The organism is Litoreibacter sp. (assembly GCF_058136045.1).
In genome coordinates this window covers 1-13,884 of record NZ_JBYVDD010000015.1, presented here as the reverse complement: position 1 = coordinate 13,884, position 13,884 = coordinate 1, and the positions used below count along the sequence as shown (strand labels likewise).

Genomic DNA, 13,884 nt, shown 5'->3' with positions numbered 1-13,884 from the left:
GCACATGTATGCATTTGACATAGAGCGTCCGACAACCGTGGCCGAGGCAGTAGCGGCATTAACCAACGAGGACGCGCAGGCGCTAGGGGGCGGGCAAACCCTGATCCCAACGCTAAAGCAACGCCTCGCCAGCCCTGAAAAGCTGATCTCGCTAAGTGGCATTGCCGAGATGAAAGGGATTTCATCGGCAGGCGGTGTGCTGACCATTGGCGGGGGCACAACCCACGCGGAAGTGGAAGCCGACGGAAACTATGCGGCTTTGTCCGCACTGGCGGGGCAAATTGGTGATCCGGCGGTGCGCAACCGTGGCACAATTGGCGGATCCATCGCCAACAACGATCCGGCGGCTTGCTATCCAGCGGCGGCGTTGGGGTCCGGGGCAACGATCGTGACCAACGCGCGTGAAATAGCGGCGGATGACTACTTTTTGGGGATGTTCGAAACAGCCCTAGAAGAGGGCGAGATCGTTACTGCGGTGAAGTTCCCAGTACCGGAAAAGGCCAACTACCAGAAGTTCGTGCAGCCTGCATCGCGATTCTCGCTGGTGGGTGTGTTCGTGTCCAAATCGGCAAGCGGCGTGCGCGTCGCAGTCACCGGTGCATCGAACGAGGGCGTGTTCCGCTGGAGCGAGGCAGAAGCCGCACTGGCTGACAATTTCTCGGCCAGTGCGCTGGACGGGTTGAGCGCAAGCGCGGATGATCTGATCTCGGATTTGCACGGCTCTGCCGAGTACCGTGCGCATCTCATCGGGGTGATGACAGGTCGCGCGGTAACTGCTGCGGCTTAGATTGACTTAAGATTCTGGAAGAGGCCCTGCCATTGGCGGGGCCTTTTTCGTTGAGCGTGCAATTTAGAGACTGGTAAGGTCGCCCGCCATATCCACCAGCGTGACTTTACGCAGGTTTGCGCGCCGGGCGATGGTGCGCACCATGCTGCGATCCGCCAGTGTCAGGGCGGTGGAAAGGCTATCAGCCAGCGTCGCAGTTTGGGCCTCGACCGAAACGGTTGACCATTTTGGCCGTGCCGTGGGGTGTAGAATATGGGTGTGATCACCCAAGCTTAATGCGGAAGGGCTGGAGGTCGCAATGGCCCCGCTGGTCAGGGTTCGAGTACCCATATGGCCATATTTAGGGTCTGAAATTCCTAAAACCCAAGGGCCGCCAGTGGCGCGGTATTCACCTATGTTGACCAGCATATCCGTGAAGCCACGTGTGCTAAGGGCGCTCATTATCAGGTCAGTTGCAAAACCCTGAGCGATGCCGTTGAAGGTCAGGGATTGGCCTGTGTCGAGGGTGATTTTTGCGGGGGTAAACTGAACGCGGTCCCAGCCGATGGCGGCTTTTGCGAGTGTCGTATCCGTGTTGTTTGCCAAGGCGTGCCAGAGGGGCTGGACGGTTGGATCAAACAGGCCGTGGGTCAAGTTATAGGCGTGGTCTGCCGATTGCATCAGTGCATAAAAGCGCGGATCTGGATGGGAGAGCTGACCCGTGGCATTAAGGCGCGATAGGGCAGAGTTAGGGTCGTAAAGGCTGAACAGTTGCTCGATCTCGCGGATGGTTTTACGAGCTTCAGACAAGGCAGCACTGGCCAAGGTGCGGGGGCCATGGATGGTGAGGCTGACCTGCGCCCCGAGCGCGCGACCGTGCCAACTATGGGTGCCCGAGTGGGCCGGAAAAGCCGCGAGACTTGCGCAAATGGTGAGGAATCGGCGACGGTTTAGCATCATTGTGGGGCCTGCTCATTTCTACGCCCTTTTGTGGCGAGGATCAGGGGGACGCATTGGGTTGCATCGTCGTGGATTGTTACGCAGTCGAGGCATTGGAAGCACTCGGAATATTCGATTTCGCCGGTTTTCTTGATCGCACCATAGCTGCATTTAACGCGGCAAAGCTGGCATGGGGAGCCGCATTCTGCACGTCGCGCAACCCAGTCGCGTCCTCGGAGTAACCCGCCAATTGCCATGACGGCCCCTAGGGGGCAAAGGTAGCGGCAGAAGCCTTTGAACAGCACCGTGGAGGTGAGCAAAAGACCCACTGCATAGGCGATGTAATACCATTCGCGCAGGAAAAAGGTGGTGATGGCAGTCTTGAAGGGCTCCACCTCGATGGCTTTGTCTAGGCGGACGGGGGCGGTGAATATGATGGCGACAAGGCCCGCAAGGACAAGGTATTTTAGCCACTTCAATCTATGGTCCCACGCTGGATTAGGGTCTATTTGTGGGAGGTGTAGCAGGCGGCCTACGTGGTGGAAAAGTTCCTGCATTGCGCCGAATGGACAGAGCCAGCCGCAAAACAGGCCGCGGCCCCATGCAAGGAAGCCAATGAGGCTTGCGGCCCAGATGGCAAGGGAGAATGGGTCGTAGAGGAGGAAGGAAAAAGTGCCGCCGTCCTTGAGCGTACGAATGATTGCCAGCGGGGTTGCGATGGATAGCTGACCTTGGCCCCACCAGCCTATAAAGCCAATGACAAAGGTCAAAATGGCGAGGCGGATCGGGGTGAAGTGGCGGTGCGCGGCGAGACGGTTCAGACGCAAGCCCAGCAGCGCGATGAGGCCGATGAGGAAGATCGCCAGCACGATCAGATCGGATGCGCGATTGCGCAGGGCGTCGACCCATGGGGGCGTGGGTTTGATGGCCTCTGGGTGCGTGAAAAATCGGGCGGGTGTGGCCAGTGTGACCTCTAGTGTGGTGGCACCAATTTGTGGCTGAAAAACCCCATGCGCGCGCAGGGCTTTGAGGTGCAGGGTCCAGTCGGCGCTCGGATCAAACCCAAGGCGGCGGTCCGTTCGCAAGATCAGAGCCGCACCGTTTTGGAGGGCGCCTGGCAGGTTGCTGTTTACTTCGACGTAGATGTCGGCGTCGCGGAAGGCGACGGGGAAGCCGCCCTGCGCGGCACTGATTAAATCGGGAGAGGTGTTGCGTACGAAGTCGTCAGTGACCAGCCCGTGGCGGGCGGTTTCAATCAGCAAGATCGGCTCGTCGGTGGTGGAGATCGCCATGAAAGCGCGCAACTCGTTGAGGCTGTCTTTGGACAACACCGCCTGTGCGATCGAGGGTGGCCCGAGGTCAATCACCCACAAATCCAGATAGGGGGCGTCGGGGTTGTTCTGGGCCTCTGGGTCGTCGTCTTCCCAAAGGGTGCCATCGAAGGCGGCATCAACCTGAGCGTTGGTGACACGTTTGTGTTTGGCGATGCCTTGGGCCACGAGGGTGTCCCAGTCGAGGGCTTCTTTATAGTCGAGAATGGGGGACGCGGGTGGCCCGGTTGATATGCCGCTCATTTTCTCACGAGCCACCTTAAGAGCCGCAGCAAGCAGGCTTTCATGGGCAATGCGCACTGAGGCAGTGGCCTTGGTGACACCGTCCAAATAGACCAGTGCGGAGCCTCCGTTACTGCCACCATAGGGCGTTCCGACAACAAGGCTGTCGGCGATGGAATGCCCGCGATATTGCTCGAAAAACTTGTGAAACGGGGCCTCGCCCAAGCCAGAGACAAAAATCGGTTCGTTATGGGAGATCAGTTTGACGTCGATAAAGCGCCCCTCAAGGTCAAGGATGACAAGCATGTTGATAGGGGCGCCAGAAAAGCCGGGGAGGGGGGCCATCGGGGTGGTCTCGAAGACGTAACCTGCCTCGGCCCCGCCGGAATTGAGCAACTGCCAGACGCCTTGATCGTTGATTTGCTCGCCCAAGGCCATGGGGGCGACGATATAGGGCGCGATGGTGTCTCGGGGCAAGGTTTGCGCAAGGCTGGGCAGGGCTAAGGCGACCCAAAGGATCGCACCCCAGATAAGCGCGGTGACTGATTTGCCTCCCAACATTGGGGCAGGTTAGGCCCGCATAAAGATTGGCCCTATTCGACTTAGGTATCAAGCGGGTGGATTTGGCTTGGGTGCGGCGGGTTTATCGTGACAGTCTGCTACCATGGCCCGAACCTCGAGACAGACATTGCCCCAAACACAGGCCCCGATTGTGGTCATTTCTCTTATGGGATTGGTCGCGCTATGGGCCGTTGTGGCGTGGTGGGGGGCGGACCCGACGGTGCTGCCCAGCCCACGTGACGTTTGGGGAATTGTATTGGGCGAGGCTGCGTCGGGCGAGTTGGCGCGCCACATGTTGGCGACCTTGCGGCGAGTGATCCTGGCGTTTGCTTTGGCGTTGAGCATGGGCGTGGTGATCGGGATAGCGTTGGGATCGTGGCCCGGCCTGAACCGCTGGTTTGGCGCGTGGCTGGTGGTGCTGTTGAATGTGCCCGCCTTGGTGGTGATTGTGCTGTGCTATCTGTGGATCGGGTTGAACGAGGTGGCGGCGATTACGGCCGTTGCATTGAACAAGACGGCCATGGTTGCCGTGACCGTGCGCGAGGGGGTGCATGCGTTGGACCCAAAACTGGCGGAGATGGCGCAGTCTTACCGGATGAATGCTACCAGCCGTCTGCGCCATGTGGTTTTGCCGCAGCTCTGGCCTTACTTGGTTTCGAGTACGCGCAATGGGCTAGCGATTATCTGGAAGATTGTTCTGGTGGTGGAGTTTTTGGGGCGTAGCGACGGTGTCGGGTTTCAAATACATCTGTATTTTCAGCTGTTCGAGACCGGATATGTGCTGGCCTATGCGCTAAGTTTTGTCGCGCTGATGTTGGTCTTGGAATATGGCGTTATCGGTGTGATCGAGCAACGCGCAACACGGTGGCGACGCCTTGGGGCGGCGCGTTAAGTTTGTCGTGAGAGCACCCTAAAGGTCGGCTTGGGCGCCCCTTTGGGGTGACGCGTAACCGCAACATTAAATGCAAGGGCAATAAGCTGCCGCCTAAGCTGTTGAAGCAGAATTTTTACCAGATGCAGAGCGTTTTGCGATTTCCTGCGCCATCTCAAAAACAGTTTGGGTTGCCGGGGTGAAAACGCTGTCAGCCAGCTTCAGGAATGAGAACTTTTCAACATTAATCTTTAAGTCGGTGTTGATTTCTTTCAGGGGGCTGCTGTTTTTATCTGGAGCGAAAACATTCATTACCGAGGTTGCAATCGGGGCAATCGCATTTGATTGCCGCACCAAGGCAAGGGTGAGCAAGAATGATGAGGTGTTATATGTCCGTGTTGGTGTCGGCAATTTGTGCTGGCGCAATGCGGCCTCAACGGCGCGGTGCAAAATGGTGCCTTTGAACGGCATCACCCAGTCGAATTCCAGCAACTGCTCGGCGGCTACGAAGTCACGTCGCAGCAGGGCGTGATCGGTGCGTGCGATAAAGCTTAGCGGCTCTATGTCGATGGGGAGTTCTTCAAATAAGCTGGGTGGGTAGCCCACGGGCAATCGACCCAAGACAAAATCAAGCTCACCACGAGCCAAATGGCCGCCCAGCACATCGCTTGTTGAGACTTCGACCGAGATTGACACATTGGGCATCGCCAGTCGCGCTTTTTGCAAAAGTGGCAAAATATATTCGATGGCGGGACCGGTAACCGAGCCGATGCGCACATTGCCAACCAGACCTTTAGCGATCTGGGATATATCGCTTTGCGCGTCTTCAATTTCGCGCAATGCACGGGTGGCGCGCTTTGCTAAAGCATGACCTATCGGAGTGAGTACTACGCCTTTTCCGGCGCGCTGATGAATTTTCTGACCGACAATGCGCTCTATTTCAGCGGCCAGTCGAGACGCGGCAGGTTGTGATATTCCGAGTTGGTTCGCGGCGGATTGCACCCCGCCGGTGGCGTCGAGAGCGACGATCAATTGCAGGTGCGTTAGTTTGAGGCCACGGGTGAGGAAGCTGTCTGATTTTAGCGGGTGCATGATGGATGGCCGGTTTTACAAAGCATTACTATACCAATATTGATATAGTATCATACTGTATAATGATTTGACGGTAATGCGACCCCCCTTCTATCTTAAACTTTGCGGAGGATCTTTTTGCCGCTTAAAAATGGATCATAACGTGCCTAAACAAGGTACTCCTGGGAGGGAAATATGAACGTATTGAAAAAGACAGCCGCGGTATTTGCGACTGCGACGCTATTTTTGGCAGGTCAAGCGACCGCTGAAACCGTTGGGATCGCGATGCCGACAAAATCATCCGCACGCTGGATATCGGACGGCGAATCCATGGTGTCCCAGTTTAAGGAGGCCGGGTTTGACACGGACCTGCAATATGCAGAGGACGATATTCCGAACCAGTTAGCGCAGATCGAGAACATGATCACCAAAGGCGTCGATGTCTTGGTGATTGCAGCGATTGACGGGACGACCCTATCGAATGCGCTGGAAAATGCGGCTGCGGCTGGCATCAGTGTTATTGCCTATGATCGACTGATCCGGGAAAGCGGCAACGTCAATTACTATGCGACTTTCGATAACTTCAAAGTGGGGGTTCAGCAAGCCTCGTCACTGGTTGCGGGTCTTAAGGAGCGGTTCGGTGACGGGCCTTACAATGTGGAGCTGTTCGGCGGCTCACCGGACGATAATAATGCGTTCTTCTTCTACAACGGGGCGATGTCCGTTCTTGATCCGCTGATTGCGGACGGGACTATTGTTATCCAATCTGGGCAAACTGGCATGGACAAGGTGGGGACCCTTCGTTGGGATGGTGCGGTTGCGCAGTCTCGCATGGATAACCTGTTGTCGGCCTATTACGGCGACGTTGATCTGCATGCGGCTCTGAGCCCGTATGACGGTTTGTCCATTGGTATCCTGTCTTCCTTGAAGGGTGTTGGATACGGGTCTGGCGATGTGAAGATGCCGATCGTTTCGGGTCAGGATGCGGAAGTTCCATCGGTTAAATCAATGCTTGCCGGTGAGCAGTATTCCACCGTCTTCAAAGACACGCGGACGCTGGCCGGAGTAACTGTTGGCATGGTGAAAGCTTTGCTGGGCGGCACCGAGCCGGAGATCAACGACACGACGACCTATGACAATGGCGTCAAGGTTGTGCCATCGTATCTGTTGGAGCCGGTTTCGGTTGATGTGTCCAACTGGGAAGATGTGCTGATCGGATCGGGTTACTACACGATGGATCAAATCAAGTAACCAACTCAATTGTGTCCAGCCCGCCCACATGTTCGTGGGCGGGCTCTGTGCTGTAGGCTGCTTTATGACACCTCTTCTCGAAATGCGCGCGATTACCAAGACGTTCCCCGGAGTAAAGGCGCTAGACAACGTAAGCCTGCGTGTCGAAAAAGGGGAAGTGCACGCGCTTGTTGGCGAAAATGGCGCGGGCAAATCTACGCTGATGAAGGTGCTTTCCGGAGTTTACCCTGCGGGTACTTATGACGGTGAGATCGTCGTTGAAGATCAAGTGACCCAGTTTGGAGGCATCTCTGACAGTGAAGATCTGGGGATCATTATTATTCATCAAGAGCTGGCGCTTGTGCCGTTACTTTCCATTTCCGAGAACTTGTTTCTGGGGAATGAAGTTGCGACTAACGGGGTTTTAAACTGGCCTGAGATGTACCAAAAAACCGGGGAACTTTTGGCCAAAGTCGGGCTGGAGGAAGACCCCTCCACGCTTGTCGGGAAGCTTGGGGTGGGGAAGCAACAACTGGTAGAGATCGCCAAGGCGCTTGCCAAAGACGTTAAGCTTTTGATCCTTGATGAGCCAACCGCTGCCTTGCAGGAGAACGACAGTCAAAAGCTGTTGGCGTTGCTTACCGAACTTCAGGGCGAGGGCATCACCTCTATTTTGATTTCACATAAGTTGAATGAGGTCCGTCAGGTTTCTGACCGGATTACTGTTATCCGCGATGGCGCCTCCGTTTCGACCCTTGATTGCCGTACCGATGAGATCAGCGAAGAAGACATCATTCGCGACATGGTTGGGCGTGATATGGAACAACGCTATCCAGATCGGGAGCGCAATATCGGGGGCGCTCTTTTCGAGGTTTCAGACTGGAATGTCTGGCATCCGGAGCATCGCGACCGACAGGTGATCCGCAACGCGAATTTCAACATCCGCGAGGGGGAGATCGTCGGGATTGCCGGCCTTATGGGGTCGGGGCGCACGGAGCTGGCTATGAGCCTGTTTGGGGCAAGCTACGGGCGCAATATTTCGGGCCACGCGCGACTGCGCGGTGAGGTTCTTGATCTAAGTACCGTTGACCGCGCGATCACGTCGGGGCTGGCCTATTGCACCGAGGACCGCAAGGAGCTGGGCCTTATTCTTGACGAGACAATTGCGCGAAATACCACGTTGGCCAACCTAGATGCGGTTTCCACGAATGGCATCATATCGGATGTTGAAGAGCAAGCCGTTGCGGAAAAATACCGCGAAGCCATGAATATCCGGACCCCTAGTATTTTCCAAAAGGTGGTCAATCTTTCGGGGGGAAACCAGCAGAAAGTTGTGCTGGCGAAATGGCTGTTCGCAGACCCCGAGGTGTTGATTTTGGACGAGCCAACACGGGGTATCGACGTCGGTGCGAAATTTGAAATTTACAGCATCATGAACGACCTTGTTGCCCAAGGGCGCGGGGTGTTGATGATCTCGTCAGAAATGCCGGAACTGTTGGGCATGTGCGACCGCATTTTCGTGATGAACGAGGGTGAAATTGTCGCCGAGTTAAGCGCGCAAGATGCAAGCCAAGAACGGATTATGTCGTTCATTGTGACCGATTAGAGGAGAGTGGGATGAGCAAGGAAATCAGGGCCTATCTAGCAAGCCATATGCGCGAATACGGGCTGTTGCTGGCTCTTTTAGCCATCATGGCATTCTTTCAGATTATGACCGGAGGCGTGCTGCTGAAGTCGGTCAATATTACCAATTTATTCTTGCAAAACAGTTACATCATTGTTTTGGCGCTGGGTATGTTGGTGGTCATTGTAGCGGGGCATATTGACCTGTCTGTTGGTTCGGTCATGGGGTTTGTCGGGGCCTTAGCGGCGGTTATGATTGTGAACTGGGACATGCCAACATGGCAGGCGATTCCGTTGTGTTTGCTTGCTGGCGCGCTGATTGGCGCGGCTCAGGGGTATTGGGTGGCCTATTGGAGTATTCCGCCGTTTATCGTGACCCTTGCCGGGATGCTGGTCTTTCGGGGGCTGTCGCTGTGGCTGCTGGAAGGGCAATCGGTTGGCCCGTTTCCCAAAGAGTTTCAAGCGCTATCCACGGGTTTTATACCCGACTTATTTCCCACGGGTCTTGGTGAAAAACTGGCCGAGATGTTTGGTGCGCGAAGGATCAATGTCAGCGCATTGGCGACGGGGATCATTGCGTCTGCGGTGATTTTTTGGCTGGGTATGAAAGGCCGTGCCCGTGATCGGAGTTATGGAATTTCAGGCGAGCCGTTTGCTTTTTTCATTGGGCGCAACGCTGTGGTGATCGGCGCGTTGCTGTTCGTTTGCTACAAACTATCGGCCTTTCGCGGCCTGCCAAATGTGCTGATTACGATGGCTGTACTGACGGTCGTGTACACGTTCCTGACTGAAAAAACCACGATTGGGCGGCGTATGTATGCCGTGGGCGGCAACGAGAAAGCGGCCAAACTTTCTGGCATTAAAACCCAACGCCTGACGTTTATTGCTTTCGTGAATATGGGGATGTTGGCAGCTTTGGCGGGCTTGATTTTCGCCGCTCGGTTGAACACGGCCACACCTAAAGCGGGCTTCGCTGTGGAGTTAGATGTGATCGCGGCGGTCTTCATTGGCGGGGCCTCAATGTCCGGCGGCGTTGGCAAGGTGATCGGTGCCGTTGTCGGGGCCTTTATCATGGGTGTGATGAATAACGGGATGTCGATCATGGGGATTGGCATTGATTATCAGCAGGTTATCAAGGGTCTTGTTTTGCTCGCGGCGGTTATTTTTGACGTCTATAACAAGAACAAGCAGGGGTAATGCGATGCTTGTCTCTCAAATCAGCCGTGGGGGTGAGGCGATAGAAGTCGTAGCGCGAGATGGGCCAGAGGCCTATATTGTGAAGGACGCGGCCAGCCTTTTGGATTTGGTTGAAGAAGCAATGGAGAGTGGAATTAGTCTCATTGCATGTTTAGTCCGACACGGATTTGGTGCCCCTGTTGATCTGCCTCAGGAGTATAATGACGGCACCATTCTTTTGCCTATACACCACCCTGATCCGGCCCATATGCATCTGACTTGGGCAACGCAGGCCCCCCCTGCAATTGCTGGTGTTTATGTGATCTCAAAGGATGGCACCCCGTTTCGGGTCGGATTCGCACTGGGAAACAAGCTACCCGGTATGTTTGGCCCTGAGATTTTGGTGGGGGAATTGCCTGTTGATATACGGGGGACCTCGCGAATATTGCGTGAAGGTAAGGTCTTTTGCGAGAAGCCCTTTGCCACGGGCAAGACGGGCATGTCCCACACTTTAACGAGCTTGGAGGATCACCACTTTAAGCGCAGAGATTCCTGCCAGCCCGGTGATGTGCATGTGCATCTGTTTGGAGGCGCAGCGATGCCTGCCTCTGACGACGCTATGCTCCAACCTGGTGATGTGATCGAAGTTCAGTCCCCGATTTTTGGACTGCCTTTACGCAACATATTGCACGAAGTTCCCGCACAAAACAAAGCCAAACAAGTTCCGGTTTTGTAGGGGCATGACAGGTTCCCCAGAAAAGTTGCTTTGATTTTCTCACAGGATGCCGTGGCCCTGCGGCTGATAAGGATTGACACAGATGACTACTAAAATCGCCATCGTTGGCATTGGAAAAATTGCGATTGATCAGCACATCCCGTCGATTAATGCGTCCGCAGAATGGGACCTCGCGGCGACTGTTTCTCGTAACGCATCTGTTGACGGGGTGGAGAACTACACGGACCTAAACCAAATGCTGCGTAATCGGCCCGACATTTCGGTTGTATCACTGTGCATTCCGCCAGTGCCTCGGTTCGAGTACGCAAAGGACGTCATCGCGGCTGGGCGGCATCTAATGTTGGAAAAACCCCCCGGTGCTACATTATCAGAGGTCCATATTTTACGAGACCTTGCCCGTGATGCGGGGGTTAGCATGTTCACGACTTGGCACTCCCGTGAGGCGGAAAAAGTATCAGCGGCGAAGGACTGGCTTGCTGACAAAGACCTAAAGCGCGTCACGATTACTTGGAAGGAAGATGTGCGGCGCTGGCATCCCGGACAGGAATGGATATGGCAGGCTGGCGGGTTGGGCGTTTTTGATCCAGGCATTAATGCGCTGTCCATTTTGACTGAAATTCTGCATCAGCCGATCCACCTTGGGGCGGCGGAGTTGCTATTTCCGCTAAATAAAGCGACCCCGATTGCAGCATCTCTGTCGTTCATTCACCCGAAAGGAGCCGATATTTCTGCGGTATTCGACTGGCGCGAAGAGGGGGATCAGATTTGGGAGATAGACGTGGAGACTGACAAGGGCGGCTTGAAGTTATCGGATGGTGGCGCGACGTTGGAAATTGAAGGGACGCGTCATTTGGCCAATGAATCCGCCCCGCTAGGCGGGGAGTACCAGCGTCTTTATGCGCGCATGTCGGAGCTGGTGACGTGCGGGGGCTCGGACATTGATTTGAGGCCGATGACACTGGTTCTTGATGCATTCACCCTTGGTAACCGCCACATGGTTGAGCCGTTTCTAGACTGACCTTGCTCTGACCTATGTTAGTGCCACCGGGCGCTTGGGTCAGGATGTATATGCGTGTCGGTTTGATTTGTTTGATTGTGATATGGATTTTGCTTGGTGAAAGGTGACGAGCAGAGAGGGTATTTGCAGTTATGCATTTTGCGGACCTGAGGAGCATGCTGCGAGAGCTTTAGAATGTGGTAACATCTACCCCACAGTTTCGTGAGTAGACCTTATTTAGTTTTGCGAGGCCGTGAGGCTAGGTCATACGTGGGTCAGCAAAAGTGAGGATATTTATACTATGGCCAATCGGTACAAATCTGATCTGACATGGGGCGATGCCACGCCTGAGAGCGTATTTGTGAACCGCCGGGCCTTTATGGCTGGCGCGTCGGCCTTGGCCATGACCGGCATCGCGGGGCCTGCGCTGGCGTCACAGTACTCTACTGAGGAAACGCCTAACGAGTGGGACGAGATTACTCAGTACAACAACTTCTACGAGTTCGGGACAGCCAAGACCGATCCGGCTGAATATGCCAGCGCTTTGACCACCGACCCGTGGGAAGTGCAGATCGACGGCTTGGTGGACAAGCCCGGCGCGTATTCATTTAAGGACATCATGGCAGCGATGACTATCGAGGAGCGCATCTACCGTTTCCGTTGTGTCGAGGCGTGGTCGATGGTTATCCCGTGGAACGGCTTTGAGTTGGCGGACCTGTTGAACATGGCGGGCGTCCAGTCGGGCGCTAAGTATGTATCGTTCGAGACATTGCTGCGCCCCGAGGAGATGTGGGGCCAGAAGCGCAACTTCGTGCCGTGGCCTTACCGTGAAGGGTTGCGGCTGGACGAGGCCATGCACCCGCTGACCATTATGGCGACGGGCATCTATGGCAAACCGCTCCCGAATCAAAACGGCGCGCCGATGCGATTAGTCGTGCCGTGGAAATACGGCTTCAAGTCGATCAAATCCATTGTCAGGATCACCCTGACCGATACGCAGCCCGAAACCAGCTGGAACACCATCAATGGGCGCGAATACGGCTTCTATAGTAACGTGAACCCAGAGGTGGATCACCCGCGCTGGTCGCAGGCTTCGGAACGGCAAGTGGGCGGCGGGCTTTTCGCCAAACGGGTGGAGACGTTGAAGTTCAATGGCTACGGTGACGAAGTGGCGTCGCTATATGACGGCATGGACCTTGCGGAAAACTTCTAATGTTCACGGATAAATGGTTCAGGATCGGGCTTGCAGGCTCGATCTTTGCAGCAATCTGCTGCTTCACCCCGGTTGCCGCGCTGGCAATGGGGGCCATCGGCCTTGGTGCCTATGTTGTATGGGTGGACGCCGTGTTGTTCCCGATGCTGCTGGTTTTTGTCGGCATCTTGGTCGCGGCCATTATCCGGCAGGCACAATCCAAGGTATGACCCACGCGCTGACCCTATCCGAGCGGATCAACGCGGTGCTGCGGCCAATCCCGATATGGCTGGTCTATATAGTGGGGGCCTTGCCGGGGCTTTATATCATGTTGGGATTGGCACTGGCGTTAAGCGGCACGTATGACTTGTTTGGTAAAAGCCTTGGCATTGATCCGGCCAAAACCATCGAGCATTGGCTGGGCGAGTTGGCGTTGCAGTTCTTCATTGCTACCATGGCGATATCAGTGCTGCGCGATTGGTTTCGGTTGAAGTTGATCAAGTTCCGCCGCCCGTTGGGGCTTTTGACCTTCTTCTATGTTGTCTTGCATCTGGGCGTCTGGCTGGGGCTGGACCTGCAATTCCGCTGGGGTGAGATTTGGTCGGACATTCTTAAGCGCCCCTATATTACCATCGGCATGGTTGCGCTGTTGGCACTGATCCCTTTGGCAATCACTTCAAACAACGCAATGATCCGCAGGCTTGGGCCGCTGAGGTGGCAACGGCTGCATAAGCTGGCCTATCCGGCGATCCTGCTGGGCGGGGTGCATTACGTTTTGATCCAAAAGGTCTGGGAAGCGGAGCCTTTAATCTATCTGGGCGTAATTTGCGGTCTTTTGATGTTGCGCGGGAAACGACTTTTGCCGCGGTAAGCAGGTAAAGTCACGGGGTGCCGCTTGGCAGTAGCAGGTCTTCAAGGAATGGGACTGTCGGGAGCGACCGTGCTGGCAGCCTATACTACCCCCGGCGGATATAAGGGCGCGACGATCAATTTGGGTCTGGCATATGCAATGACTGAGCGTAGCACCTTGTACTTAGAGGTGAGTGTTGAGCGTTATGGATCCAAGATGGCAAATAGCCCGCTGATCAAAGCCTAAGGCAGCCGCGTGACTCCATCCCTAGGGTTTGGCGTTGGTTTTGCGTTTTAGGACTCTGCGGTTTTTTTGTGTT

Annotated in this window: 14 protein-coding genes; 11 read left to right on the top strand and 3 right to left on the bottom strand. The window is 55.3% G+C overall.

Features of this window, described 5'->3' with window-relative positions; translation table 11 throughout:
- Positions 1-4 precede the first annotated feature (4 nt).
- Positions 5-787 (top strand): FAD binding domain-containing protein, encoded by a 783-nt coding sequence (locus AC3Y7R_RS15675; protein ID WP_490043006.1) that lies wholly within the window; start codon positions 5-7, stop codon positions 785-787.
- Positions 788-850: 63 nt separating this feature from the next.
- Here the strand turns inward: AC3Y7R_RS15675 and AC3Y7R_RS15670 are convergent, their stop codons facing one another.
- Both AC3Y7R_RS15670 and AC3Y7R_RS15665 read right to left on the bottom strand, forming a co-directional pair.
- Positions 851-1,726, bottom strand: a complete 876-nt coding sequence (locus AC3Y7R_RS15670; RefSeq protein WP_490043005.1) for an FAD:protein FMN transferase — start codon at positions 1,724-1,726, stop codon at positions 851-853.
- A complete protein-coding gene (locus tag AC3Y7R_RS15665; protein ID WP_490043004.1) occupies positions 1,723-3,819 on the bottom strand; it encodes a 4Fe-4S binding protein in 2,097 nt (698 codons plus the stop codon). Before AC3Y7R_RS15665 ends, AC3Y7R_RS15670 begins: the two co-directional genes overlap by 4 nt.
- Before the next feature lie 127 nt (positions 3,820-3,946).
- Here AC3Y7R_RS15665 and AC3Y7R_RS15660 point away from each other — a divergent pair, with 127 nt between their 5' ends.
- Positions 3,947-4,711 carry an ABC transporter permease gene (locus AC3Y7R_RS15660; RefSeq protein WP_490043003.1) on the top strand — a complete coding sequence of 255 codons (765 nt, stop codon included), beginning with the start codon at positions 3,947-3,949 and terminating at the stop codon, positions 4,709-4,711.
- 93 nt (positions 4,712-4,804) lie between these two features.
- Here the strand turns inward: AC3Y7R_RS15660 and AC3Y7R_RS15655 are convergent, their stop codons facing one another.
- Positions 4,805-5,782, bottom strand: coding sequence for a LysR family transcriptional regulator (locus AC3Y7R_RS15655; protein ID WP_490043002.1), 978 nt, complete (start codon positions 5,780-5,782; stop codon positions 4,805-4,807).
- Between the two features lie 174 nt (positions 5,783-5,956).
- Here AC3Y7R_RS15655 and chvE point away from each other — a divergent pair, with 174 nt between their 5' ends.
- From chvE to AC3Y7R_RS15610, 9 genes are all read left to right on the top strand, one after another.
- Positions 5,957-7,012 (top strand): multiple monosaccharide ABC transporter substrate-binding protein, encoded by a 1,056-nt coding sequence (gene chvE / locus AC3Y7R_RS15650; protein ID WP_490043001.1) that lies wholly within the window; start codon positions 5,957-5,959, stop codon positions 7,010-7,012.
- Between the two features lie 64 nt (positions 7,013-7,076).
- On the top strand, positions 7,077-8,597 hold the full coding sequence (gene mmsA / locus AC3Y7R_RS15645) for a multiple monosaccharide ABC transporter ATP-binding protein (protein ID WP_490043000.1): 1,521 nt from the start codon (positions 7,077-7,079) through the stop codon (positions 8,595-8,597).
- An 11-nt stretch (positions 8,598-8,608) separates the two neighbouring features.
- On the top strand, positions 8,609-9,811 hold the full coding sequence (gene mmsB, locus AC3Y7R_RS15640; RefSeq protein ID WP_490042999.1) for a multiple monosaccharide ABC transporter permease: 1,203 nt from the start codon (positions 8,609-8,611) through the stop codon (positions 9,809-9,811).
- A gap of 4 nt (positions 9,812-9,815) precedes the next feature.
- Complete coding sequence (locus AC3Y7R_RS15635; protein WP_490042998.1) at positions 9,816-10,526, top strand: hypothetical protein; 711 nt, start codon at positions 9,816-9,818, stop codon at positions 10,524-10,526.
- Positions 10,527-10,608: 82 nt separating this feature from the next.
- Positions 10,609-11,544, top strand: coding sequence for a Gfo/Idh/MocA family protein (locus AC3Y7R_RS15630; protein ID WP_490042997.1), 936 nt, complete (start codon positions 10,609-10,611; stop codon positions 11,542-11,544).
- Positions 11,545-11,824: 280 nt separating this feature from the next.
- Entirely contained in the window at positions 11,825-12,736 is a 912-nt protein-coding gene (gene msrP / locus AC3Y7R_RS15625) for a protein-methionine-sulfoxide reductase catalytic subunit MsrP (RefSeq protein WP_490042996.1), read from the top strand.
- Entirely contained in the window at positions 12,736-12,945 is a 210-nt protein-coding gene (merF, locus tag AC3Y7R_RS15620; protein ID WP_490042995.1) for a mercury resistance system transport protein MerF, read from the top strand. The genes msrP and merF overlap by 1 nt, the downstream gene beginning before the upstream one ends.
- Positions 12,942-13,586 carry a protein-methionine-sulfoxide reductase heme-binding subunit MsrQ gene (msrQ, locus tag AC3Y7R_RS15615; RefSeq protein WP_490042994.1) on the top strand — a complete coding sequence of 215 codons (645 nt, stop codon included), beginning with the start codon at positions 12,942-12,944 and terminating at the stop codon, positions 13,584-13,586. The genes merF and msrQ overlap by 4 nt, the downstream gene beginning before the upstream one ends.
- Before the next feature lie 48 nt (positions 13,587-13,634).
- Complete coding sequence (locus tag AC3Y7R_RS15610; protein WP_490042993.1) at positions 13,635-13,811, top strand: MipA/OmpV family protein; 177 nt, start codon at positions 13,635-13,637, stop codon at positions 13,809-13,811.
- Positions 13,812-13,884 lie beyond the last annotated feature (73 nt).

Bases quoted from the DNA above. Each gene is read 5' to 3' on its own strand.
- mmsB (WP_490042999.1), top strand. From the start codon at position 8,609: ATGAGCAAGGAAATCAGGGCCTATCTAGCAAGCCATATGCGCGAATAC.
- AC3Y7R_RS15670 (WP_490043005.1), bottom strand. From the start codon at position 1,726: ATGATGCTAAACCGTCGCCGATTCCTCACCATTTGCGCAAGTCTCGCG.
- AC3Y7R_RS15655 (WP_490043002.1), bottom strand. From the start codon at position 5,782: ATGCACCCGCTAAAATCAGACAGCTTCCTCACCCGTGGCCTCAAACTA.
- AC3Y7R_RS15630 (WP_490042997.1), top strand. From the start codon at position 10,609: ATGACTACTAAAATCGCCATCGTTGGCATTGGAAAAATTGCGATTGAT.
- msrP (WP_490042996.1), top strand. From the start codon at position 11,825: ATGGCCAATCGGTACAAATCTGATCTGACATGGGGCGATGCCACGCCT.
- AC3Y7R_RS15675 (WP_490043006.1), top strand. From the start codon at position 5: ATGTATGCATTTGACATAGAGCGTCCGACAACCGTGGCCGAGGCAGTA.
- chvE (WP_490043001.1), top strand. From the start codon at position 5,957: ATGAACGTATTGAAAAAGACAGCCGCGGTATTTGCGACTGCGACGCTA.
- merF (WP_490042995.1), top strand. From the start codon at position 12,736: ATGTTCACGGATAAATGGTTCAGGATCGGGCTTGCAGGCTCGATCTTT.
- AC3Y7R_RS15635 (WP_490042998.1), top strand. From the start codon at position 9,816: ATGCTTGTCTCTCAAATCAGCCGTGGGGGTGAGGCGATAGAAGTCGTA.
- mmsA (WP_490043000.1), top strand. From the start codon at position 7,077: ATGACACCTCTTCTCGAAATGCGCGCGATTACCAAGACGTTCCCCGGA.
- AC3Y7R_RS15610 (WP_490042993.1), top strand. From the start codon at position 13,635: ATGGGACTGTCGGGAGCGACCGTGCTGGCAGCCTATACTACCCCCGGC.
- AC3Y7R_RS15665 (WP_490043004.1), bottom strand. From the start codon at position 3,819: ATGTTGGGAGGCAAATCAGTCACCGCGCTTATCTGGGGTGCGATCCTT.
- msrQ (WP_490042994.1), top strand. From the start codon at position 12,942: ATGACCCACGCGCTGACCCTATCCGAGCGGATCAACGCGGTGCTGCGG.